The 23,979-nt window shown below is 61.2% G+C and carries 23 protein-coding genes; 2 read left to right on the top strand and 21 right to left on the bottom strand.

Annotated features, from left to right (window positions below; genetic code table 11):
- From hutH to BM062_RS01570, 10 genes are all read right to left on the bottom strand, one after another.
- Complete coding sequence (gene hutH / locus BM062_RS01615) at nt 1-1,584, bottom strand: HAL/PAL/TAL family ammonia-lyase (protein WP_092392371.1); 1,584 nt, start codon at nt 1,582-1,584, stop codon at nt 1-3.
- Complete coding sequence (locus BM062_RS01610; protein ID WP_092392369.1) at nt 1,571-2,533, bottom strand: LpxL/LpxP family acyltransferase; 963 nt, start codon at nt 2,531-2,533, stop codon at nt 1,571-1,573. The genes hutH and BM062_RS01610 overlap by 14 nt, the downstream gene beginning before the upstream one ends.
- On the bottom strand, nt 2,530-3,300 hold the full coding sequence (locus BM062_RS01605) for a glycosyltransferase family 2 protein (protein WP_092392367.1): 771 nt from the start codon (nt 3,298-3,300) through the stop codon (nt 2,530-2,532). Before BM062_RS01605 ends, BM062_RS01610 begins: the two co-directional genes overlap by 4 nt.
- Complete coding sequence (locus BM062_RS01600; protein ID WP_254784855.1) at nt 3,287-5,059, bottom strand: ApeI family dehydratase; 1,773 nt, start codon at nt 5,057-5,059, stop codon at nt 3,287-3,289. The genes BM062_RS01605 and BM062_RS01600 overlap by 14 nt, the downstream gene beginning before the upstream one ends.
- A complete protein-coding gene (locus BM062_RS01595) occupies nt 5,052-5,645 on the bottom strand; it encodes a COG4648 family protein (protein ID WP_092392364.1) in 594 nt (197 codons plus the stop codon). The genes BM062_RS01600 and BM062_RS01595 overlap by 8 nt, the downstream gene beginning before the upstream one ends.
- Nucleotides 5,646-5,661: 16 nt before the next feature.
- Nucleotides 5,662-5,916 carry an acyl carrier protein gene (locus BM062_RS01590; RefSeq protein WP_175500845.1) on the bottom strand — a complete coding sequence of 85 codons (255 nt, stop codon included), beginning with the start codon at nt 5,914-5,916 and terminating at the stop codon, nt 5,662-5,664.
- A gap of 27 nt (nt 5,917-5,943) precedes the next feature.
- On the bottom strand, nt 5,944-6,204 hold the full coding sequence (locus tag BM062_RS01585; RefSeq protein ID WP_092392360.1) for a phosphopantetheine-binding protein: 261 nt from the start codon (nt 6,202-6,204) through the stop codon (nt 5,944-5,946).
- Nucleotides 6,191-6,970: a lysophospholipid acyltransferase family protein gene (locus BM062_RS01580; protein ID WP_092392358.1), complete on the bottom strand. Its 780-nt coding sequence runs from the start codon at nt 6,968-6,970 to the stop codon at nt 6,191-6,193. Before BM062_RS01580 ends, BM062_RS01585 begins: the two co-directional genes overlap by 14 nt.
- Nucleotides 6,963-7,700 carry a beta-ketoacyl synthase chain length factor gene (locus BM062_RS01575; protein ID WP_371326534.1) on the bottom strand — a complete coding sequence of 246 codons (738 nt, stop codon included), beginning with the start codon at nt 7,698-7,700 and terminating at the stop codon, nt 6,963-6,965. The genes BM062_RS01580 and BM062_RS01575 overlap by 8 nt, the downstream gene beginning before the upstream one ends.
- A 426-nt stretch (nt 7,701-8,126) precedes the next feature.
- Nucleotides 8,127-8,318: a DUF1289 domain-containing protein gene (locus BM062_RS01570; RefSeq protein ID WP_092392354.1), complete on the bottom strand. Its 192-nt coding sequence runs from the start codon at nt 8,316-8,318 to the stop codon at nt 8,127-8,129.
- Between the two features lie 240 nt (nt 8,319-8,558).
- On the opposite strand from BM062_RS01570, the gene BM062_RS01565 reads away from it, so the two are divergent.
- Together BM062_RS01565 and BM062_RS01560 are read left to right on the top strand one after the other, a co-directional pair.
- Nucleotides 8,559-9,224 (top strand): TetR/AcrR family transcriptional regulator, encoded by a 666-nt coding sequence (locus tag BM062_RS01565; protein ID WP_092392731.1) that lies wholly within the window; start codon nt 8,559-8,561, stop codon nt 9,222-9,224.
- A gap of 64 nt (nt 9,225-9,288) precedes the next feature.
- A complete protein-coding gene (locus BM062_RS01560; RefSeq protein ID WP_092392729.1) occupies nt 9,289-9,870 on the top strand; it encodes an LOG family protein in 582 nt (193 codons plus the stop codon).
- Nucleotides 9,871-9,925: 55 nt separating this feature from the next.
- Here BM062_RS01560 and BM062_RS01555 read toward each other — a convergent pair whose 3' ends face one another.
- The 11 genes from BM062_RS01555 to BM062_RS01505 all read right to left on the bottom strand — a co-directional run bounded on the left by BM062_RS01555 (nt 9,926) and on the right by BM062_RS01505 (nt 23,719).
- Entirely contained in the window at nt 9,926-11,161 is a 1,236-nt protein-coding gene (locus tag BM062_RS01555) for a cystathionine gamma-synthase family protein (RefSeq protein ID WP_092392352.1), read from the bottom strand.
- A 248-nt stretch (nt 11,162-11,409) separates the two neighbouring features.
- Nucleotides 11,410-12,927, bottom strand: a complete 1,518-nt coding sequence (gene purF, locus BM062_RS01550; protein ID WP_092392350.1) for an amidophosphoribosyltransferase — start codon at nt 12,925-12,927, stop codon at nt 11,410-11,412.
- 74 nt (nt 12,928-13,001) lie between these two features.
- Nucleotides 13,002-13,490 (bottom strand): CvpA family protein, encoded by a 489-nt coding sequence (locus tag BM062_RS01545; RefSeq protein ID WP_092392348.1) that lies wholly within the window; start codon nt 13,488-13,490, stop codon nt 13,002-13,004.
- A 69-nt stretch (nt 13,491-13,559) separates the two neighbouring features.
- The gene (locus BM062_RS01540) at nt 13,560-14,504 is read right to left on the bottom strand and encodes an SPOR domain-containing protein (protein ID WP_092392346.1); all 945 of its coding nucleotides are present in this window, start codon (nt 14,502-14,504) and stop codon (nt 13,560-13,562) included.
- 55 nt (nt 14,505-14,559) lie between these two features.
- A complete protein-coding gene (gene folC, locus BM062_RS01535; protein ID WP_092392727.1) occupies nt 14,560-15,870 on the bottom strand; it encodes a bifunctional tetrahydrofolate synthase/dihydrofolate synthase in 1,311 nt (436 codons plus the stop codon).
- 66 nt (nt 15,871-15,936) lie between these two features.
- A complete protein-coding gene (gene accD / locus BM062_RS01530) occupies nt 15,937-16,809 on the bottom strand; it encodes an acetyl-CoA carboxylase, carboxyltransferase subunit beta (RefSeq protein ID WP_014005861.1) in 873 nt (290 codons plus the stop codon).
- Between the two features lie 114 nt (nt 16,810-16,923).
- Nucleotides 16,924-17,721: a tryptophan synthase subunit alpha gene (trpA, locus tag BM062_RS01525; protein WP_092392344.1), complete on the bottom strand. Its 798-nt coding sequence runs from the start codon at nt 17,719-17,721 to the stop codon at nt 16,924-16,926.
- 61 nt (nt 17,722-17,782) lie between these two features.
- Nucleotides 17,783-19,045 (bottom strand): tryptophan synthase subunit beta, encoded by a 1,263-nt coding sequence (gene trpB, locus BM062_RS01520; RefSeq protein WP_092392342.1) that lies wholly within the window; start codon nt 19,043-19,045, stop codon nt 17,783-17,785.
- A gap of 54 nt (nt 19,046-19,099) precedes the next feature.
- Nucleotides 19,100-19,783, bottom strand: a complete 684-nt coding sequence (locus tag BM062_RS01515; RefSeq protein ID WP_092392340.1) for a phosphoribosylanthranilate isomerase — start codon at nt 19,781-19,783, stop codon at nt 19,100-19,102.
- 84 nt (nt 19,784-19,867) lie between these two features.
- On the bottom strand, nt 19,868-20,716 hold the full coding sequence (gene truA / locus BM062_RS01510; protein ID WP_092392338.1) for a tRNA pseudouridine(38-40) synthase TruA: 849 nt from the start codon (nt 20,714-20,716) through the stop codon (nt 19,868-19,870).
- 45 nt (nt 20,717-20,761) lie between these two features.
- On the bottom strand, nt 20,762-23,719 hold the full coding sequence (locus BM062_RS01505) for a motility hub landmark protein FimV (RefSeq protein ID WP_092392336.1): 2,958 nt from the start codon (nt 23,717-23,719) through the stop codon (nt 20,762-20,764).
- Nucleotides 23,720-23,979 lie beyond the last annotated feature (260 nt).

The raw sequence follows: 23,979 nt of genomic DNA, 5'->3' as shown, positions 1-23,979 counted from the left end.
TTACTCGTACAAAGCCCAGTGCTGGAGGCGTATGCGCTCCAGCAGGCGGCGCAAATCGGGTTCCAGCATGCGGTCTTCCTGTATCACGGCGATATCGGCCCCAAGCAATTCCATCATCTGCTGCAGGTTGTGCTGCGGCTGCGCACCGCCATCGAGCCGGCAGCGCAGCCAGACGCCTTGCCGCACGCTGACCAGCAACGCCGCCACCACCTGCTCGGTCAATTGCAGCACGCGCAGGCAGTCGCGGGCGGCGATCGTGCCCATGCTGACCTTATCCTGGTTGTGGCACTCGGTGGAGCGTGAAAACACCGAGGCCGGCATGGTTTGCTTGAGCGCTTCGGCAGTCCAGGCCGAGGCGCTGATCTGCAACGCCTTCAGGCCGTGGTTGATGCTGGCGCGCGGGCCCTCGGCGCCGGACAGGTTGGCAGGCAGGCCGTGGTTGTAGCGGCTGTCGACCAGCAACGCCATCTGCCGGTCGAGCAGGTCGGCGACATTGGCGACCGCGTTTTTCATGCTGTCCATGGCGAATGCGATATGGCCGCCGTAGAAATGGCCGCCGTGCAGCACCCGCTCGTTTTCAGCATCGATGATCGGATTGTCGTTGGCGCTGTTCAGTTCGTTTTCAATCGACTCGCGCATCCATGGCAAAGCATCGGCCAGCACGCCGATGACATGCGGCGCACAACGGATCGAATAGCGATCCTGCAAACGCTGCTGGTTGCGCGGCGCGTCGGTCACCGGCAAGTCCTGGCGCAGCCATGCCGCCACCTGCTGCTGGCCGGCATGCGGCTTGACCGCAAACAACTCAGCATCGAAATGATGGGCATTGCCGTCCAGGGCAAAACTGGCCATGGCCGTGATGCGGGTGGCGATGCGCACCAGGTACTGCGCCCGGTCGTAAGCCAGGCACGCCAGGGCTGTCATCACCGCAGTGCCGTTCATGATCGCCAGGCCTTCTTTCGGCCGCAGGCGCAGCGGCGCGATGCCGGCGCTTGCCAGGGCCTCGGCGGCGCCGACCGTGACGCCGTCGCGCCAGACTTCCCGTTCACCGCACAGCACGGCGGCCAGGTAGGACAGCGGCGTCAGGTCGCCGCTGGCGCCGACCGATCCTTCGGACGGGATCAGGGGCAGCAGGTCTTCTTTGAGCAGGCGGGCAATCTGTTCCAGCAGGCCGACGCTGACGCCGGAATAGCCTTTGCTGAGCGACGCCAGGCGCGCCGCCATGATGGCCCGCGTCTGCGCTGGGTTGAACAGTTCGCCCAGGCCGCAGCCGTGGTAGGTATACAAATGATGCGGCAATTCAGCGATCAGTTCAGCCGGGACGTTGACGGTGCACGAATCGCCGTAGCCGGTCGTCACGCCATAAATGGTGCCGTCTTCGCGCAGCAGGCGGTCCAGGAAATCGGCGCCGCGCGTGATCGCCGCGCGGAAAGCCGGCGCTTCGGACAAGGTAGCCTGCGCCGCTCCCGACGCGATGTCGACGATGTCTTCGATCGTCAGCCGGCCCTGGTCAAAGCAGACCGTGCGTTGCGGCGGCGCGCCCGGCGTTGCCGCGGACAGGTTTTTCAGTTCAGCGAGAAGCATCTTTGTACCCGGTTAAATGCCAGAAATCGTAAAAATTGAACCACTGCAGCGGAGCCTTCAGGCAAAAAAACTCCAGCCTTGCCGCATAGGCTGCGGCCAATTCATGCAGGACTTGATCGCGGCTCTTGCGCGGCAATTGGATCGACTCTCGAAACAGTTCAAAGTGACATTCGGAATGGCCGTTCTTGGTCATTGAAAACAGCAGGTAGACCGGACACTGCAACAAGCTTGCCAGCACATAGGGACCGATCGGGAACGCGGCAGTTTCACCCAGGAACGGGGCTTGCGCTACGCGCGGCGCGAGCGATACCGGAATGCGGTCGCCGGCGATCGCGACAAATTCGCCGCGCCCTACCTTTTCAGCCAGCAGCATCGCGGTAGCGGGCGTTATCTCGGTGACCTGCATCAGGTTCAGCTGGCTGTCAGGATCGAGTTTCGCCAGCAGCCGGTTAAACGCCTGGGCGTGCTTGGTATGCACCAGCACGGTAATCCGCAGCTCTTGGCGCCGGCGCGACAGCACCCGGCACAGTTCAAGATTGCCCAGGTGCGCGCAAATCAGCAGGCCACCGCGCTGCGCCTGGACGTTTTCCAGCATCTGTTCGCGCCCGAACGACACCACGTTCGCGGTCTTGAACAAGCCGCCCCACAGCAGCATCTTGTCGAGGATGTTTTCGGCAAAGGCGGCAAAATGCCGGAACACGCCACGCCAGTCCGGCCTGATCCGGTTAAGCCTGGCCAGCGCCGGATCGAAAGCGCACAGCCGCTGCAGATACGCCATGGACGCGCGCCGCGCGGCCGGCTTGCTCAGCAGGTACCAGCCCAGCACCGGATACAGGGCGAAGCGGAACGGCCAGCGGCCGGCAAACCGGTATATCCCGAACAGCAGCCGCATGCCGCCCACAAAGCCGGCTTCGTTGATCTGCGCCCAATGGCGCTGGCCGGCGCTCAAGCTTGCCCCCGTGTCAGCCGCAGGCGCCGGCCCAGCAAGCGCGGCGCACGCAACAGCATGCCGAAAAACAAGGTGGCATGGAGACGCGAGATCAGCAGGTTATCGAGGCCCATCCGGAAATGCGAAACGCCATCCAGCGGATAAGTGACCCGGGTCGGCAGGTTGACGACGGATACGCCGTCCCAATAAAGGCGCACCAGCACTTCGGTATCGAAATCCATGCGCTCGCCCAGTTTCCTGCGTTGTACCAGGCGCATCAGGGACGGCAAGGGATAGACCCGGAATCCGCACATCGAATCCTTGATATCCAGCGACAAGGTGTTGATCCAGACCCAGACATGCGTCAGGTAACGCGCATACAGGCGCACCGGCGGCACGCTTTCGTCATATTGCGGGCAGCCGGCAATCACGCTGCGCGGCTGGGCCGCGGCTTGCTGCAGGAAACGAGGAATATCGCCGGTGCAATGCTGGCCGTCGGCGTCGATCTGCAATGCGTGGGTATAGCCAGCCGCGGCAGCGTGCCGGACGCCGGTCAGCACGGCGCCGCCCTTGCCGCGGTTGACGGCGTGGCGCAGCAAGGTGACCATTCCAGGATGAGCCCTTGCCAGTTCATCCAGCACTGCCGCGCACGGGGCCGAGCTGGCATCGTCGACCAGCACGCAAGGCAGCTGGTGCGCCAGCACCGCCGCCAGCACCGTACCGATGGCATGCTCGTGGTCATAGACCGGGATCACCGCGCACGGCTTGAACTGTTCAGCTTGCGGCATGGCCTGCTCCAAAAGTGACGCGGCCGCTGGCGTGCTGTCCCGCCGCCGAGAACATGCGGAAAGCCAGGCTGCTCTTTTGCGGATCGTGCAGCAACTCCAGCTGCACCACCATGCCCGGCGTAATCACGCGCTGGAATTTCAAGCCGAGCATGCCGAGGAATTGCGGCGCCAAAGCGAAGTAGCGGCGGCCATAGCTGATTGCCCAGTCGAGCTGCACCACGCCAGGCAAGATCGGCGCGCCCTCGAAGTGGCCGTTGAAATACAGGAGATCCGCCGGCACTGTCAGCTCCATCAGCACGCGATGGGATTCTTGCTCCAGCAAGCGCTCGACAGGCTTGCGCGGCGCTTCGGCCAGGCCGGTGCCGGCTTGCGGTTCCAGCAGCGCCAGCAGATCGGCGCGGGTGGTCTTGCCTTGCGCGTTAACCGGCAGCGCATCCAGGTAACGCCAGCTGCGCGGCAGCGCAATCGCTTCCACCGCATGCGCCATGCCCTCGCGCAGCAGGCGGTTCAAGGCCAGCTTGCCGTGCGTCGCCAGGATATCCGAACCGGCTGCCGACAGCACCACGAAGGCGGCAATCCGCTGCCGCTGCTGCGATTCCGGCTGTTCCACCAGCAGTACGCGCGCATCCGCCACCTGCGCCATCGCCGTCAGTTGCCGCTCCAGCGCATCCAGGGAAATGCGCTTTTCCTCGACCTTGACGATACGATCGACGCGCCCCTTCAAACGAAAATGCTGCCGGTCGACCGCCTGCACCTGGTCGGCCAGCGCATGCCAGCCGGCATCCGGCAAATGGGGCGAACGAATTTCAAGCACATCGTCGGCGGCGGCGACGCGCCAGGCAACCGTCGGCATCACTTGCCAGCTATCGTCCGCGCCGGCGCCACGCTGGCGCCAGGCCACGCCGCCGGTTTCGGAACTGCCATAGACCTCGACCGGGATCGATCCCAGCGCTTGCCCGGCGGCGGCCGCCACTGCGGGCGGCAACGGGCCGCCGGATGAAAATATGGTGCATATTACCGCGGCCTGCCCTGCAGAAAATGCGGCCGGCAGACGCTTCAGGTGGGCGGGACTGGAGACCAGGACAACCGGCTTGGCGCCAGGCTGCGGCTGGAATTCTTCCAGGTAGTCAAGCTGCCGCGCATGCATCGCGCGGCCGGCAGCCAAAGGCCACAGCACCTTGAACAGCAAGCCGTAGATATGCTGGTGCGAAACCGTCGCAACGATATCGGCGTTGCCCATCCGGCCGCCGAACAAAAGCTCCAGGGTCGCCACCTCGGCAGCCAGCTGCGAAAGGAATTTCGGGACTGCCTGCGGCTCGCCGGTGCTGCCGGAGGTATAAATCACCAGTCCGGGGAAATCCGGCTGCAGGGCCTGGAATGCCGGCCAGGCGCCGCCTGCTTCGGCAGCGGTCAACGCTGCATCGGTCAACGGCGCATATTGCGGCGGGAAGTCGCCCAGGTAACCGTCGACCAGCGCGCCCAGGTTGGCGCAGGTAGCCGGCAGCACATCGCCTGGCAGGTAGACTGTCTTGCCGGCCTGCCAGGCGCCCAGCAGGATACCGGCGAAGGCGGCGGCATCGCTGGCGTACAAGGCGAAACGCGATCCCGCGTGCATCGACAGCAAACGCCGCCAGGCGGCAACCTGGGCGGCCAGCCAGGCATGGCTCAGCGGCTTGCTGTCGCGCCATGCAAACGGCCGCTGCTGCCAGTGTCCGGGCGGCTCGCTTAACAATGTCAGCAGATTGGGGGAATCAGGCATGTGGTCCATCCGGCTGCTGTTCCAGGCGGCGGTGGCGGCGCCTGACGACGATCCGCACCAGGTATTCGCCGCCAAACAGGCAGCCCATCAATACGTAAGCCAGCACGCCGTTATACAGCGACCAGACCGCGGCGGAAGCCCAGATCGCTGTCACCATGGCCAGCGTGCCGTTGATGACAAAAAAACCGCACCATACCTGGGTCACCCGGCGCGTGTAGGCAACCGCGTAGGCAGGCAACGCCGGATCGCTCAGGCGCGCCATGCGCTCGATCACCGATGGCGGCGCATACAGGCTGTAGCCAAACACTGCCAGCATGCCGAGGTTGACCAGCACCGGATACAGCTTCAACGGCAGCAAGGCGTTGTTCCATATCGCCAGCGCCGCCAGCAGCAAGGCGCCCGCCAGCCACCAGCGGCTGCTGCGGTTCAGCTTCAGGGCCGGCAGGCGGCTGGCCGCGGCCAGCACCAGCAGCAAAGCCAGCAGGCGCGGTTCGACGCGCCCGTGTCCGAGCCAGATCGCGAGCGGATAGAGCAACGTGACCAGCAAGCTCGCTACGGTAGGCAAATGGCGCTTGATATTCTGCACGGTATCCCTGGGCGCCTTACTTTTCTTCCTCGGCCAGCAAGGCAGCCAGCGCGTCGACCACGTCCTGCACCGTGCGCACCGCCTTGAACACATCCGGCTGCAAGCGCTTGCCGGTCAGCTGCTTGAGCTTGACCACCAGGTCCACTGCGTCGATGCTGTCGATATCCAGGTCGGTATACAGGTTGGCCTGCGGCGTCACCTGGTCCTTGTCGATCTCGAACATTTCATGCAACACGTTCACCAGCCACAGGTAGATTTCTTCCTTGCTCATTGAATTGGTCAATATCATGTCACACCGTCACTTCTTTCTATTGCTGGCAATCATTGCAGCCAACGTGCGTACCGAAGCAAAATGATTGCGCGTCTCGGCCGAATCCGCCGACAATGAAATGCCGTAGCGCTTCTGGATCGCTACACCCAGTTCCAGCGCATCGATCGAATCCAGGCCGAGGCCGTCGACAAACAACGGCGCATCGCTGACGATGTCGGCCGGCATTATGTCTTCCAACTGCAGGACATCGATGATGACCTGCTTCACTTCTTCTTCAAGCTGCTGCATAACCCTGGCTTTCTTTCCTAAAATAATCTTGCAGGTAAGCAGTCAGATGCCTGGCTGCCAACCCTTCGCTACCGGCTTTTGCGAGAAACCCATGGACATCTATATCTTCTTTTACTTCAATGCTGAAGTGGGCGGCACTCGGCGGCACTTGCCACCATTTGACGCCCTTGCCCAAGGTCGGCGGCAGGCAGCGGATCACCACCGGCGTCACGTTCGACAGGCTGCGCACCGCAATGTTGGCTGCGCCGCGCTTTAAATTGATCTGACCGTCGCCGGCGGTGCGCGTGCCCTCTGGAAAAATAATCAGGTTGCTGCCGCGCCGCAAGGAACTGATGCAATCCTCGACCAGTCCGTCGCCGTATTCGTTGCTGATGTAGCCGGCGGCGCTCACCGGCCCGCGCGTAAACGGGTTGTCCCAGAGACGCCCTTTGACAATGCAGTCGGCGCGCTTGACGAAAGCCATCAGAAACACCGTATCGATCAGGGTCGGGTGATTTGCCAGGATCAGCAAACCTTGCCGGTCCAGCCGCTCCAGCCCGCGGATATCGTATTTCAGCACGCCCAGCCAGCGCATGCACCCGACAAAACCGCGAAACGCCAGGCGGATCACGCGACGCGCCATCAGCACCCGTTGTTGCCTTTCCCATATCAACAGATTCAATACAGGAAACACCAGGACGCGCAACAGCAAACCGCCGATAGCGAACAGCAGGAAGCTGAAACCGGTCGCCAGCACGCGCCAGCAGCGGTTGACGCGCTTAAGCAAGGCGCCCCCAGCGCCAGCGGCGTGTGTCGGCAATCCGGACCAGCTCGCGGTCCTTGCGTAAATAAAAAGCCAGCACATCCAGGCCGGCCGGCTGCCGCCGACTGCCTGGTTCCAGCTGCATGGCATGTATTTCATCGCTGCCGGCGCCGCCCCACGACAGTGAAATGCCGTTGCCGGATTCAGCACTTTCCGCCTGCATCAGCCAGGCCCAGGCAAACGGCTGCTCCTGGCAATCCTCGAACTCGTGAAACACTTCCGGCAACACGCCGTCATACACCACCAGCAGCACCTCCGCCGCGCCATCCGCAAGCAAGCCGCAGGCTTCAATCACCGCATGTTCGACGCCGCTATGCCCGCCCGCCAAGGCGGCATGGCTGGCCTGGTCCTGGCGCGCGATCGAAAACAGGCCGGCGACGGCGTTGTGGACCGACAAACTGAAAGAGGTGGGAGACAGGGGCTGGCCTTGGACCAGGTCCTCCAGCAGCTCGACCGAGCGCGTGCACTCGCCGTGGCGGGAGCAAAACACGGTCGGCACGCCGCTCCTGCCGTCGAGGCAGCGATAGGCTGCTTCCAGCGCCATTTTGCCCATGGCGCCGGCACGCCGGCGCAACATCGCGGGCATGGCGGACACCGCCGCGTCGCCATTGCCTTTGATGACATACGGCTTTTCGGCCCACGCCTGCCATGCAGCAGCCGTATCCAGGCCGGGCGCCCACGCCGCTTCAGACACAATTGAAAACCTAACTCCCCCGAGTCTCATCTCACCATTCTCCAACACCCATCAAATCGATTCTATTTTCGGCCAGTCTAGGGAGTTGAACCGACGGCAATTCCTGTATTTTGGGCGGCATTATAAAGTATTTAAAACAAGGAAACTTGCTCAATCACGCACTAACATGATCTTTAACCGTTGCCTCCAATGTCTCATGCCATGGTGTTTTTTACGCCGGAATATACAGTAAGTTACAGTATGTTTTAGCATTAAAATACACGGGATACGGCCCAAAACTGGCCAATTCCAATAAATTGCAGTCGCTTTGACGATCAAAAACAACACAATCCAAGCGACTCGGTTGCGGGCTATGCAGGCTTCCGTATCTGTGCAGCACTGCTACCCGCAAGGTACCGGGTTCTCGTCATCGGCCGCCGATTGCCGTCATCCTTGCCGGCGCGGATAACCTTCGGCGGTGATCCGCTCCCAGACCCTGGTTTTCTCTTCCTCGGTCATGAAGACCCAGTGCGCCACTTCGTTGACGGTACGGCCGCAACCGCGGCAGACATCGTCGAAAGTGGTGGAACAAACCGCCACGCAAGGAGTATCGGGGCGTTGAGGAGGAGACTCTGACATGCTGACCTTTTAAGATGTGAAGCGTTGCTGCGGTTGACGCCGGGCATAGCCGGAGCCTCCATTTTATAACAGCAGCAGGATGGACGCCTCTCCATGGCGACGATCTTGCCCCGGTGGTTACTATCATTTCAGCAATACATTTGCGACGATAGGCGCGAAGCAATATACAATCTTTACTGAACATGTTTGCCGATTGGTAAAACAGTATTGCGCAATGGATATCAGAAAGAAAATAAAGTCATGGAGCAAAAAGCGCCGCGTCGTACCCGCGAAAAAATCATGGATCTGTCGTTACGGCTCTTCAACGAGTTCGGCGAACCCAACATCACCACCACCATCATCGCCGACGAGATGAAGATCTCGCCGGGCAACCTGTATTACCATTTCCGGAACAAGGACGATATCGTCAATTCGATCTTCGTCACCTTCGAAGAAGAAATCAGCCGCATGCTGGCCATGACGCAAGGGCAGCGGCCTACCATGCACGACGTCTGGCATTACCTGCACCACATGTTCCAGCTGATCTGGCGTTATCGTTTTTTCTATCGCGACCTCAACGACCTGCTGTCGCGCAACCGCACCCTGGAACTTCATTTCAAGGAAATCTTCGGCCACAAGATTGCCGTGGTCAAGGAACTGTGCCAGGGCCTGCATGAGGACCAGACGCTGCAGGCCAGCCCGGCCGAGATCGACGCCCTGTCGTCGAACATGGTGGTGGTAGCCAGCTACTGGCTGTCTTACCAGTATGTCCTGAATCCGCGCCAGTACACCGAACAGGCAGTGGTCGAGCATGCGCTGGCAAGCGGCTGTTACCAGGTTCTCTCGCTCATGCATCCGTACCTGCGCGGCGAAACCCTGCTGCACTTCGAGCAGCTGAAGACAAAATACCTGCAAACCAACACCTGACCGAAGCAGCGGCGCCCTGCCGCTGCAGTCACATCACCTTCCATATCCTTTAACCATGCAAGAAATCAAATCCCTCTGCGTTTATTGCGGCTCTTCCCCCGGCGCCACGCCGGTTTATGCGGACGCGGCGCGCGGCTTGGCGCAAGCCATGGTCAAGCAAGGCATCGCCCTGGTATACGGCGGCGGCAACGTCGGCCTGATGGGCATCATTGCCGATGAAGTGCTGCGCCTGGGCGGCCAGGCCACCGGCGTGATTCCCCAAGCCTTGCTGCAAAAGGAGCTGGGCCACAAAGGCTTGACGCAACTGCATATCGTCAAGGACATGCATGAACGCAAGGCGATGATGGCGGATTTGTCGGACGGCTTTATCGCCATGCCTGGCGGCGTCGGCACGCTGGAAGAATTGTTTGAAGTGTTTACCTGGGCCCAGCTGGGCTTTCATCAGAAACCGATCGGGCTGCTGAATGTCGACGGCTTTTATGATGGCTTGCTGCAGTTCATCCAGCACATGGTGTCGCAACGCTTCCTGAAAGGCGAACAGGCGGAAATCCTGATAGCGGCGGCACAAGGCGAAGAGCTGCTGCAACGGTTCCAGTCGTTTGTGCCGCATCTCGTGCCGAAATGGCTGGATCGCGACACCATCTGAAATGCAAACGGGGCGGACACGCAACGTGCCCGCCCCGCTTTATCACCATGCCGGGCTACGCTTGCAGCGCCTGCCGGAAGTCTTCCACCAGGTCGGCGGTATCTTCGATGCCGACCGACACCCGGATCAGCGATTCGCTGATGCCCATGGCGGCGCGGCGCTCAGCGCCCATCTCATAGAAAATCGTATGCGCGACGGCGATCACCAGGGTCCGGTTGTCGCCCAGGTGCGTGCCGGAAATCCCCAGCTTGAGCCGGTTCAGGTAATCGAAACAGTCGATATCCTGCTTCAACTCGAAACTGAACAGATAGCCGTTTGAGCGAAACAGGTCCGCCGCCAACGCGTGTTGCGGATGCGATGCCAAGCCCGGGTAATACACGGCGGCCACCCGTGGATCGGCCTCCAGCATCTGCGCTACGGCCAGGGCGCTGGCGCTGCTGCGCTCCATGCGCAACGCGATGGTTTCAGCGCCCACGGCAATATGATGCGCCGCCTCAGGCCCGAGCGAAGCGCCGAAGTCGCGCAGGCTCTTGGCGCGCATCTGCGCCAGCCCCCATTGCGGTTGCGGATTGCGCTTGTAGACATCGAGGATATTGGGGAAACGGCTCCAGTCAAACAGGCCGGTGTCGGTGACTGCGCCGCCCAGGGCGTTGCCATGGCCGCCGATGGACTTGGTCAGCGAGTTGATCACCAGGCCCGCGCCCACGTGCCGGGGCTGGAACAGGTATGGCGAAGTCATGGTGTTGTCGACCACGAACAAAATGCCGCGCGCCTGGCACAGCTCGCCGATGCGCTTGAGATCAGCAACCTGGGTGCGCGGATTGGCGATGGTTTCCACGAACACGACGCGGGTAGCCGGCGTCAGCGCCATCTCTACCTGCGCCACATCGGTAGCGTCGACCATGGTCACCTTGCCGCCCTGGCCGCTGTAGGTCTGCCACATGCTCGCGGTATTGCCGAACAAAAATGCCGACGACACCACGTGGTCGCCTTCACGCAGCAAGCCTTGTATCACGGCGCCGATCGCTGCCATGCCGGAAGCGAAGCAGATGGTCGCCAGGCCGCCTTCCATCTTGGTGACCTTGTCCTCGAGCGCCGCCACGGTCGGGTTGCCCTGGCGGCCATAGCGGTAGCCGGACTGCTTACCCTGGAATACCTCAGCCAGCTGGCGCGCATCGCTGTAGCCCCAGGTCACCGACGTGTGGATCGGCTTGTGCGGCGCGCCGTGCTCGATGGTTTTCTGGCGGTCGCTGTGCAGGATGGTGGTGGTGAAACCGTATTTTTGAGTCATGTTTGATCGCTACTTATTTGGGAACTTCGGCAAGCGCAGGGTGGGCCATTACCTGGCCACCCTGCCTTGCAGTCCCGCAATGACAAGGTTAGTGGACTGTAACAACCAAATCAGAAGTGCTTGTCACGTATCCGACACGCATGGCGGCGTTGCACATGCTCGCAATAGTCCCGCTATTGCTGCGCTGTGCGCCTTGCCCTGCACGCCGGATACGCGCCCTTCACTCCTGATTCGGCTGTTACAGTCCACTAGTCGACTTGCGCCAGGCTCAGGTTCAGCTGCGAACGTACCGCGTCTTCGCTTTCAGGCTTGGGATTGTTGCGTGCAAACTCGATGCGGTCGAGGTAGTCGCGCGAAATATCGCCGGTGATGTAGTTGCCGTCGAAGCAGGACGCTTCGAAATTCCTCAGCAACGGGTTGACGTCGGAAATCGAACGCTTGAGGGCGTCGATATCCTGGTACACCAGCGCATCGGCGGTAATTTCGCGGCACACTTCTTCATCGCTGCGGCCATAGGCAATCAGTTCGCCGCGGGTCGGCATGTCGATGCCGTAGACATTGGGGAACTTCACCGGCGGCGCGGCCGAGGCGAAGATCACGCGCTTGGCGCCGGAATCGCGCGCCATCTGCACGATCTCGCGGCTGGTGGTGCCGCGCACGATCGAATCGTCGACCAGCAGCACAGTCTTGCCCTTGAACTCGGAGCCGATCGCATTGAGTTTCTGGCGTACCGATTTCTTGCGGATCGCCTGTCCTGGCATCAGGAAGGTGCGGCCGATGTAACGGTTCTTGATGAAACCTTCGCGGTACTCGATATTGAGCTTGAGCGCCAGCTGGATTGCGGCCGGACGCGACGAATCCGGGATCGGCATGACCACGTCGATATCGCCGCTGTGGAATTCGCGCTTGATCTTGTCGGCCAGGTATTCGCCCATCTTCAGGCGGGTGGCGTACACCGAGGCGCCGTCGATGATCGAATCGGGACGGGCCAGGTACACGAATTCAAAGGCGCACGGATTCAGGGTCGGATTGTCGGCGCACTGCTGGTTGTACATCTGGCCGTCGATATCGATGAAAATCGCTTCGCCCGGCGTGACGTCGCGCAGGAAACGGAAACCCAAACCTTCCAGCGCAACCGATTCGCTGGCGATGACGTATTCGGTGCCCTTGTCGGTTTCGTTAAGGCCGATGCACAGCGGCCGGATGCCGTACGGATCGCGGAACGCCAGCAAACCGTGGCCGGCAATCTGCGCCACCACGGCGTAAGAACCGCGCACCCGCTTGTGGACGTTGGCCACGGCCTTGAACAAGACGCCAGGATCGAGCGAATAGCCCCTGGTCTCTTGCTGGATCTCGTGCGCCAGCACGTTGAGCAATACTTCCGTATCGGAATCGGTGTTGATATGGCGGCGATCGTTCTTGAACATCTCGATCTTCAGCTGCTCGGCGTTGGTCAGGTTGCCGTTGTGCGCCAGGATGATGCCGAACGGCGCATTGACGTAGAACGGTTGCGCCTCTTCCGCGCTGGCGGTGCCGGCGGTCGGGTAGCGCACCTGGCCGATGCCGTAGTTGCCTGGCAAGGAACGCATGTTGCGGGTACGGAAGACGTCGCGCACCAGGCCGTTGGCCTTGTGCATGAAAAATCCGTTGCCGTGGTTGGTTGCGATCCCCGCTGCATCCTGGCCGCGATGCTGCAAAAGCAGCAAGGCGTCATAGATGAGCTGATTGGCGGGGTTCTGGGAAGCGATGCCGACTATGCCACACATGGTGGACTCCTAAACAATAAACAATCCGGTACTAGAGGGACTTGCGGAGGTGACGCAAGTCCGGTCAAACAAATTCAAAACTTCAAGTGGCTGGCGAACTGCCCCGGCAAATAGGGTATCGCATTCCGCGCGGCAGCCTCCGCCAGCGGGCTCAGCATCGCATCGCGCCAGAAAGGCTGTTGCGGAATTGCCGTAGCGCCACACACCAGCACCGCTGCCAGCACCAGCACCAGGCCGCGCGCCAGTCCGAACAGCACGCCCAGCCCGTGGTCCACCAGCCCCAGGCCGCTGGCCTTGACCATGGCATCGACGGTCATGCTCAACAACATCATTAATAACCTTACGCCAATAAACAAGGCTAGGAAAGCCACGATTAAGCGCGTTACATTTCCCGGAATCGCATCGGGGAGCAATTTTGCCAGATTTTCACCATAGGCGTTGGCCACCACCAAGGCGACTACCCAGCTCGCCAACGACAGGATTTCCTTGACCAGGCCGCGCAGGGTGCTGATCACGACCGAGCAGATCAGTACGAAAAACACCAGATAGTCGAAAATTGTCACGCTGCCTGCATATCCCTGATCAGTGATCCATATGGCGCCGCATGCGGCTTAAATCAAGCCGCCCGCTGGTCAGCCTGGAATCAAACTGCCGTTCAGCCCCAGCTTGCCCAGCTTGGCGCGGGTTTTTTCAGCTTCTTCCTTGCTGCTGAACGGGCCGACGCGGATACGGATGCGTTCACCCGCCTGGGTCGGGACTTTTTGCGTATAGGAGCGGATGCCGGCTTCCTTCAGCTTGCCTTGCAGCTCATCGACCTTGTCCTGCGACGCCAGCGCGGCTACCTGCAGCACGAATTTCGCCGGTTTCTTGTCGGCTGCCGGCGCTGCATCGGCTCGTCCTTCCAGGATCGCCTGGGCACGCGCCGCATCGTCATGCTTTTCCGCTACCGGGGCCGGTTTCGGCTCAGGTTTTGGCTTGGCTTCCGGCTTGACCTCTGGCTTTGGCTTGGATTCCGGCTTTGGTTCCGGTTTTGGGGCGGCTTCAGGCGGCACCACTGGAGCCATCTTGGGTGGCGCAGGAGTGGTCACGGCGGCATTGTCGGCAGCGGCAGGCTTGCCGGCGGCTGCCGGCGGCGCTGGCGTCACCGGGGCGCTGGCCGGATCGACTATTTCTTCCTGGCGGTCGAGGCCGCTGCTGTTGCTGAGCGGGGCTGCAGCGCTGGCCGACGCGCTGGCGCTGGCGCCGGGTTTATCGCGCGATGGAATCTGGATCGCAATATCGTCAGCCAGCGGCTTCGGCTCTGAATCGAGGATCATCGGCAAGATGATGACCACCGCCAGCACCAGGGCCACCGCTCCCACCAGGCGGCGCCGGGCGCGCTTCTTTTCCGGCAGTACCGGATCTACCGCTTCGTTCGCCTGGTTGCCAGCCTTGCTTGCCTTGGTTTTGCGGTTGCGCAGCGGCAGTTCGGCCTGCTCGGCGCCGGGACCGATGCCGGTATCGGCCTTGGAACGATAAATACCCTGGTCAGGGTCGGTTTGCTGCTTGTTTTTGCGAAGAAAAGAGAACAAACCCATGCGATATTTTTAGCTAGCTAGTGAGCCGGCGCCATAGGCGCCTGCCGGTCAATCGTCAGTGAAATCCAGACTTCCTGGCTGCCATTACGCCAGCCACGGTCAGGAACGATCCGAAAACCACAATTCTATCATTCTCGCCTGCCCTGCTTAATGCATTTGCATAGGCCAGCTCGGGAGAATCGAAGGAAAGGATGCTGCTTTGCGCATCCGCTCCCTGCTCTGCATGGACACCCGCTTCCAGCAAACGTTCTTTCAACTGCTCGCCGCTGGCGGCGCGCGGCAGCGGCAAGGCGGTCAGGCACCAGTGGTCGATGCGCGTCTTCAGCTGCGCCACGATGCCTTCGATATCCTTGTCCAGCATGGCGCCGAACACCGCATAGGTGTACGGATGAAACCCCATGTTGTCGAGGTTCTGGGCCAGGGTCGCCGCGGCGTGCGGATTGTGGGCGACGTCCAGGATCACCAGCGGCTGTCCTGGCAAGACCTGGAAACGGCCCGGCAGATCCATCATGACGAAACCGCTGCGCACTTCCTGCGCACTGACCGGCAGGCGGTCGCGCAAGGCTTCCAGCGCGGCCAGCGCCGCCGAGGCATTGAGCAGCTGGTTGGCGCCGCGCAGGCTGGGGTAGCCGAGCGCATTGCGGCGCTGGCCGCGGCCGCCGTAATTCCACTGCTGCTTGTCGCCGGTGTAGTTGAAATCGCGGCCCAGCAGCCAAAGGTCGGCGCCGATCGCGTTGGCATGGTCGATCAGGGATTGCGGCGGCACCGGATCGCTGCACACCGCGGTTTTGCCGGCGCGGAAGATGCCGGCCTTTTCAAAGCCGATTTTCTCGCGGGTGTCGCCCAGGTATTCGATGTGGTCGATGTCGACGCTGGTGACGATGGAGACGTCGGCATCGACGATATTGACCGCATCCAGGCGCCCGCCCAGGCCGACTTCCAGGATCACCACGTCGAGTTTTGCCTCTGCCAGCAAATGCATGATGGCTAGCGTGGTGAATTCAAAATACGTCAGGGAAATGTCGCCGCGCTGCGCTTCGACTGCCTCAAAGCTGGCGATCAGGGCCGCATCCGAGGCCGATTCGCCGCCGATGCGGGCGCGCTCGTTGAAATCGAGGAAATGCGGCTTGATATACAGCCCAACCTTGTAGCCGGCGCGCAGCAGTATCGATTCCAGCATGGCGCAGGTCGAACCTTTGCCGTTGGTGCCGGCCACCATGATCACAGGGCAGTCGAATTGCAGCTGCAACCGGTCTTTCACCTGCACTACCCGGTCCAGGCCCATGTCGATGGTTTTGAAATGGCGCGACTCCAGCAGGGCGAGCCAGTCGGCCAGCGTCACGGGCTTGGCGGGGATATTTGACATTTTGACATCCAACTAAAAACAAAAGGCCTGAACCGCAACAGTTCAGGCCCTGGGGCGAAATTCACATCAAGCGATGGATTCGACTGGCTGGTCCTGCAGCAACGCCAACAGGCGCGCGATTTCTTCACGCATCTTGCGGCGGTCGACGATCATGTCGACGGCGCCCTTGGTAACCAGGAATTCAGCGCGCTGGAAGCCTTCAGGCAGCTTTTCGCGCACGGTGTTCTCGATCACGCGCGGGCCGGCAAAGCCGATCAGCGCCTTCGGTTCGGCGATCACGACGTCGCCCATGAAGGCGAACGAAGCCGACACGCCACCCATGGTCGGATCGGTCAGGACGCTGATGAACGGCAGCTTCTTCTCGGACAGCTTGGTCAGCATCGAGGTGGTCTTGGCCATTTGCATCAGGGACAGCAAGCCCTCCTGCATGCGCGCGCCGCCGGTAGCCGTGATGCAGATGAACGGCACCTTCTGCTCCAGCGCAACCTGGGCCCCGCGCACAAAACGCTCGCCCACCACCGAACCCATGGAACCGCCCATGAATTCAAACTCGAACGCCGCCACCACCACCGGCAACGTCATGATGGAACCACCCAGCACCACCAGCGCATCGGTTTCACCGGTAGCGTCCATGGCGGCCTTCAGGCGGTCAGGGTATTTTTTACTGTCTTTGAATTTGAGAGTGTCGATCGGCAGGGTTTCCTGGCCGATCTCATAGCGGCCGCCGGCGTCCAGCAAGGCGTCCAGGCGTTCGCGTGCACGTATCCGCATGTGATGGTTGCACTTCGGGCAAACATGGATGTTCGACTCCAGGTCGGTGCGATACAAAACCGCTTCGCATGACGGGCATTTGACCCACAATCCCTCGGGGATCGATTTACGGGTTGCCGAGTCGCTGCGCTGAATACGTGGGGGTAGTAATTTTTCTAGCCAACTCATAGAGCGACCTCCTTCAGATTTTTTTCCTGCCGAATTGTACCTTCATCCCCAAATCGGCGAAATAGCTAATCAATCCAGCCAACCCGGGAAATATTTGCCATTTTGACATGCCGATTACTCGTCCAGCGCTTTCCTGATCCCTGACAGGAAGCTTTCTACCGCAGCTACAGCCTGTTCCGGCGGCGTATTCTCCAGTTCCTGGATGATCCGGCTGCCGATCACCACCGCATCCGACACCTGCGCCACAGCCTTGGCGGTGGCCGCATCGCGGATGCCGAAACCGACGCCGATTGGCAATTTGACATGCTTGCGGATCGCCGCCACCCGGGCCGCCACTTCGCCGGTATCGATATTGGCGGCGCCGGTCACGCCTTTCAATGAAACATAATACGTGAATCCGCTGCTGACCTTGGCCACCTGCATTATCCGCTCTTCGGTCGAGGTCGGCGCCAGCAGGAAAATCGGATCCATGCCGTTGGCCTGCATCTTTTCGGCAAACTCTTCGCATTCTTCAGGCGGATAGTCGACCACGATGCTGCCATCGACCCCAGCCTCTTTTGCGGCAGCGATGAAGGCGTCGACACCCATCCGCTCCAGCGGATTGGCGTAACCCATCAGCACCACCGGCGTGCTGCTGTCGGTCTGCCGGAACTGGCGCACATAGCCCAGGACGTCATGCAGGCTGACGCCGAACTTGAGCGCCCGTTCGCAAGCACGCTGGATTACCGGGCCTTCTGCCATCGGATCGGAAAACGGCACGCCCAGTTCCAGGATGTCGGCGCCGCCCCTGACCAGCGCATGCATCAGCGGCACCGTCAGTTCCGGCGCCGGGTCGCCGGCGGTGATGAAAGGGATCAAGCCTTTTTTATTGTTTGCAGCGAGCGCTGCCAAGGTAGTCTGGATTCGGGACATGGTATCTATTGGATGAGGTGGTCAGGACTGCAGGGCGGGATTGCCGCCCTGCTCTTGGCGGCTACAGCTTCAGGCGTTCGGCAACCGTATGCATGTCCTTGTCGCCGCGGCCTGACAAATTGGCCAGGACAATCCTGTCCTTGGGCAAGGTCGCCGCCAGCTTGGCCGCATATGCCAGGGCATGGCTCGATTCCAGCGCCGGGATGATGCCTTCGATGCGGCAGCAGGTATGGAACGCCGCCAGCGCCTCGTCGTCGGTCACGGTTTCGTAGGTGGCGCGGCCGGAATCCTTGAGCCAGGCGTGTTCAGGGCCGACGCCAGGATAATCCAGGCCGGCCGAAATCGAATGGGTCTCGATGATCTGGCCGTTGGCGTCCTGCAGCAGGTAAGTACGGTTGCCATGCAGCACGCCCGGCGAACCCAGCGTCAGCGAAGCCGAATGCTTGCCGCTGGCAAGCCCCTCGCCGGCGGCTTCCACCCCGACCAGGGCGACGTCGCGATGATCGATATAGGGATAAAAAATCCCCATCGCATTCGAGCCGCCGCCGACACAGGCGATCACATGGTCAGGCTGGCGCCCTGTCATCTCCGGCATCTGCACCAGGCACTCATTGCCGATCACCGACTGGAAGTCGCGCACCATCATCGGATAGGGATGCGGGCCCGCCACCGTGCCGATGATGTAGAAAGTGTCTTCGACGTTGGTGACCCAGTCGCGCATGGCTTCGTTGAGCGCATCCTTCAAGGTCTTGGAGCCGGATTCGACCGGCACTACCTTCGCCCCCAGCAGGTTCATGCGATACACGTTCTGCATCTGGCGCTTGACGTCTTCGCTGCCCATGTACACCACGCATTCAAGGCCGAAGCGCGCGCAAATGGTGGCAGTCGCCACGCCATGCTGGCCGGCGCCGGTTTCGGCGATCACGCGCGGCTTGCCCATGCGCTTGGCCAGCAAGGCCTGGCCGATCACGTTGTTGATCTTGTGGGCGCCGGTGTGGTTCAGGTCCTCGCGCTTGAAATAGATCTGCGCGCCGCCCATCTGCTCGGACCAGCGCTTGGCGTGGTAAATCGGGCTGGGACGGCCGACATAATGCTTCAGCTCGCTGTGGAATTCGGCCAGGAATTGCGGTTCGTTCTGGTATTTGGCGTAAGCCTGCTGCAGCTCGCTCAATGCAAGCGTCAGGGTTTCGGAGACGAAGCTGCCGCCGTACATGCCGAAATGGCCCTTGGCGTCCGGCAGGTTGTACTGCGCGCTCTGGCGCAAGGTGGTATTGGCGAGCGGCTGGCGCTCGGCGTATTGCTCGAGGGGAGTGAATTCTTTCATGGCATATCTCTCTGTATTGGTTGCTGAGCCTGCCCGCCGGACCTTGGAAAACTGCTAGAGTCCGGCTGGATCGGCGTCCGCCTGCCGTACCGCGGCAATGAATGCGCGAATCTTGGCGGCGTCCTTGATGCCCTTGTCTTGCTCGACGCCACTGCTGATGTCGACCGCAAAGGGACGTACGCGCTTTACCGCGTCAGTCGCATTGTGCACGCTCAAGCCACCACTTAAAACGACCTGAGGCGCGAGTTCTTTTGGGATGAGAGACCAATCAAATACCTTTCCACTGCCGCCATAAGCTTCAACCAGGGTATCGAGCAGCAATCCTGCAAACAAATGGCTGCCGCTGCTGCTGTCACGATATGCCTGTGCGTATTCTAGCAAATCGGCAGCCGTTGTAGCACTGCCGATGCGCATGGCGCGGATAAACGGCCGGTTTACCGCCTGTGCCAGCGCCGCGCATTGTTCTACCGTTTCGTCGCCGTGGAATTGCAGCAGAGATACCGGCGCCTGCGCCACGATCTCCTGCAGCTGCCCTGGCTCGACGTTGACAAACAGGCCGACCGTAGTAATGAACGGCGGCACCTTGGCCAGCAGGCCGGCAGCCTGCTGCGGCGTGACGTAGCGCGGGCTTTTCGGATAGAACACAAAACCCAGGGCATCGGCGCCCGCCGCAACGGCGGCTTGTACATCCTGCTCGCGGGTCAAGCCGCAGATCTTGATTCTGGTACGGTGGTTCATGGGATTCAGTCTAATCGGAAACACATCGGAAAGCGCAATATATCATCTTCAAACATGACAAATCGACAGCAAAATTTCCGTTGCCTATAACCAGGGCAACAGCGCAGCCGTCTGCTGCGGCAGCTGCCACTTCGGATCATAAGCCACTTGCGCCAGATACAAGCCGTCGGGCATGAAAGTCGGCGCCGCGCGGCCGCGGTCACGCTGGACCAGCAACTCGGCAAGCCATTCCGGCGGCTTGCTGGCGCTGCCGGCGTAGATCAGGGAGCCGACGATATTGCGCACCATATGATGCAGGAAAGCGTTGGCGCGCAAGCTGAACACGATCAGGTCGCCGCGCCGCTCGATACGGATCTCTTCCATGGTGCGCACCGGCGACTTGGCCTGGCATTCCACCGCGCGGAACGCGGAAAAATCGTGGGTGCCGACCAGGTGCGCCGCGGCCTGGCGCATCAGCTCCAGTTCCAGCGGCCGGAACACCCAGCCGGCCTTGCCTTCCAGCAGCGGGGAACGGACTGGGTTGTTGTACAGCAGGTAATGATAGGTCCTGGCGGTGGCGCTGAAGCGCGCGTGGAATTGATCTTCGCCGGCACTGGAAGATCCTGCAGGCAGTTCATGCGCCCAGCGCACCGCGATCGACGGCGGCAGGAATGCGTTCAAGCCGCGCACCCAGGAAAATGTTTCACGCGACAATGCCGTATCAAAATGCACGACCTGCTCCAGCGCATGCACGCCGGAGTCGGTACGGCCGGCGCAAGTCGTGCCGATTGCGCCCTGCGTGAATTTTTCCAAGGCGGCCTCCAGCCGGTCCTGCACGGTCTTGCCGCTAGGCTGGGTCTGCCATCCTTGCCAAGGCGCGCCGTCATACTGCACGCCAAGAACGATACGATTCAATCCGGTTCCAATCTCAAAAAAGCAAACGGGCGCCAGCATAACGCCGCGCCCGTCAAAAGCAAAATGCTAAGGGTATTGTACTGGTTACAGCTTGGCCAGTAACGACTTGGCTGCATCGACCTGCTCTGCACTACCGCCCTTCAAGACTTCTTCCAGCAGTTCGCGAGCACCTTCCTTGTCGCCGATTTCCTTGTACGCAACGGCCAGGTCGAGCTTGGTCGCCATTTCAGGATTGGCTGTCGCCGACGATGCAGTGTCAGCTACTGCAGCCACTGCAGGAGCAGCGCTGGCGGCTGGCGCATGGATCGCACTGTCCAGGTCCAGGTTCATGCCGGCCAGATTGAACTCCAGCGGCGCGACCATAGGTTCCGCATGCTGGGCATACGAAGGTGCCGGCGGCGCCTTGGCCGGCTTGGTTTCCGATGGAATATCAATGTGGGCATGGGCCGGTTCGTAGTTCGAAGGCTGGCCGCCTGCCGGCAGTTCCAGCGAGCTGAACGCCACTGCCGGCGCAGCGCTCTTTTCCACGGCTTTCGGCGCCGCGGCAGGAGCCGCCGCAGGCTTATGGTCCAGTTCGAAGTCGAGCGCGTCGAGCATGGATTTGCCGGCGTCGTGAGAAGCCGACAGCAACACGGTGTTCTGGTTGGCGGATGTTTCGCTACCGAGTTCTTCCAGGTCAAAATCCATGTCAGCCGCTTGCGGCGCAGCTGCAGCGCTGCCTTGCTTGCCCAGTTCGGTGGCTGTCAGCGGCGCCAGCAGCTGGGCTGGCGCAGCCGGTTGCACCAGCTCAGGAATCGGCGCAACAGCGTGCGGCTCGGTTGGCGCTGTCAATGAATTGAAGTCGAGGCCATCCATCGGCTGGGTCGGCGCGGTAATCGCATCAGCCTTCGCAATCACCTGGTCCTGCAGCTTGCCGCCGCCATACAAAGGGTTGGCCGGATCGACATTCAGGCCCAGTGCGGCAGCCTGCTGCCAGTCTTCGCCTTCGCCGCGGGTCAGGCTGTAGAGCTCGCTGGCCAGGATTTCAAAGGAGCGCGGATCTTTGCGGTTGGCGTAGATTTCCAGCAGCTTGACGCGGATCGCATTGCGGTTTGGCTGGTTGCGCAGGGCTTCTTTCAGGATTTCCTCGGCTTGCGCGTCGCGTCCGTAAGCGATATAGACGTCAGCTTCGGCGACCGGGTCGACATTGGTATCCAGGTGGCTGACCGACGGCACGAAATTCGAATTGAAGATGCTGTTCTTGGTGTCGACGCTCTGACCGCCGGTCGAACCGAACAGGGAGTTGCCCTTCAGGCCGGTATTTGTCATCGGTGCTCCGCTGCTGTCCAGGAAAGCCTGCTGGCGCGCGCGGTTGCGACGGTAACGAAACAGTCCGAGCCCGGCCAGCAAAGCCACCAGAACGCCGCCAACCGGCAGCAGCAATGGATTTTCGGTAATGCTTTCGATGAAACTCGGCTCAGGTGGCGGCGGTGCGGCTACCTTTGGCTTGGCTGGCGCAGGTGCCGGCGCCGGGGTTGGCGCAGCGGCTGGCGCAGCGCTGGCGACGCCTGTATCGACAATAGCGGCAGGAGCCGAGCTGACAGCGGCTGGCTCAGCCGCGGCAGGCGCGGGTACCGGCACGGCTGCCACTGCAGGAACCGCTGCCGCAGGCGCAGTTGCTGCCGGCGGCGGGGTGACCGGGACGGCGGCAGCGGCTGGCGCCGCCGCTGCAGGAGTTGCAGGCTTCACATTGGCAGCCTGGTTTTGCAGGTCGGCCAGGTTCTTGTTCTTCAATTCCAGCGTCTTTTGCAGATCGCTGACATTCTTTTCCAGTTCCTTGACGCGCGCTTGCGCTTCGGCGGCAGCTTTTTCCCGTGCGATCTTCTCTTCTGTCGCCGCAGTAGCGGCAGCCGCTGCCTTGGCGTCGGCGGCTGCACCGCGCGACAATTTCAGCTTGTCCTTGGACTCGCTGGCCGGCGTGGCTTGTTCTTCCACCTTGGCGGTAATCTTGCCGCCGCTGCTTTGCCTGGATTCGGCAGCCGCATTCGGCGCAGCCGATTCAACCATCCCGGCCAGCTTGTTGCGATAGCTCTTGAAATCGTTCGATTGCGCCAGCACTATGTTGCGGGCTTCCGATTTGCTGACGCTGCGTGCGCTGTCGGCATCCGGGATCGACAGGATCTGGCCCGAGCGCAGGCGATTCATGTTCTTGCCGACAAACGCGCCTTCGTTGCTGCGGTACAACGCTACCAGCATCTGGTCCAGCGAGATGCCGGCCGGCAGGTTTTCGCTGGCGATGCGGGCCAGCGAATCACCCTTCTTGACTTGGTAATCGCCACTCGCAGGCGCCGCTGCTGCGCTGGAGGACTTGGCAGGGCTGCCGGCAGTCGAGGCCGAGGCAACCGGCTTGCTTGCGCTGCCGGCAGGAGCAGTCGCGCCGCCGGCGACTGCCCTGGCGGCTGCTGCACGGGTAGCATCGGTAATGGTCGAAGCGACGCCGCCTTGCGACTGTACCTGGCTGGTCTGGGTCTGGGCCGGGGCCGAACGAGGAGCCGCATTGAGAGCCCCGGTCGTAGCACGCGGCGCTGCGGGCGCGGCGGCGATCTGTGCCGGCTGGGCCTGGCGCTGGCCGGCCGGGTCGAGCAACAGGGTGTATTCGCGCACCAGGCGCGCCTTGGTGCCGCCCAGTTCCATCAGCATGTCGACAAACGGCTCATTGATGGGCTGGGTCGAAGTGACCCGCACAAAACGGCGGCCATTGCGCTGATCGATGGCGAACTGCAAAGACATCAGGGCCGGATTGAAATCGATGTTGGCTTGTTGATAAGTTTCCGGACTGGCCAGTTTCGCGACCAGCGTGCCGACTTCGTCCGCGCTTACCGAGGTAAGCTCAATTTCTGCACGTAACGGTTGTCCCAGCGAGGACAGCACGGTTAATTTACCCAGTCCGGCAGCCTCGACGCTGGACACCATCAGCAGGGTGGAAACCACGGCTGCGGTGAGGGTCTTTAAACCGGTGGAAATAAATTTATTCGAAGAATTCAGGTGCATGTTGTGTGGCATGAAGGACTGTCCGTTGACGTATAAGGAAACAAATCTTGCTGAAAGCAAATACTGTACCCAGTTTTTTTAAAAATCAATATCCAGATTGACATTAGTCTGGCGCTTCGCAAATGCGATCCCATTTATGAAGCACTTGCACATTAGCGTAACAACATTCTGCCAATACAGACAGATACGCTAAGCCCGCCAAGACTTTCTTCAAGAAAATACTTAGCGGGCCATATTGCAAGTCGGCAACAATATCACAACTACTGCAACAA

The organism is Collimonas sp. OK412 (genome assembly GCF_900112135.1).
In the GTDB taxonomy this organism is placed as follows: domain Bacteria; phylum Pseudomonadota; class Gammaproteobacteria; order Burkholderiales; family Burkholderiaceae_D; genus Collimonas; species Collimonas rhizosphaerae.
This window is presented reverse-complemented; position numbering and strand designations above follow the sequence as displayed.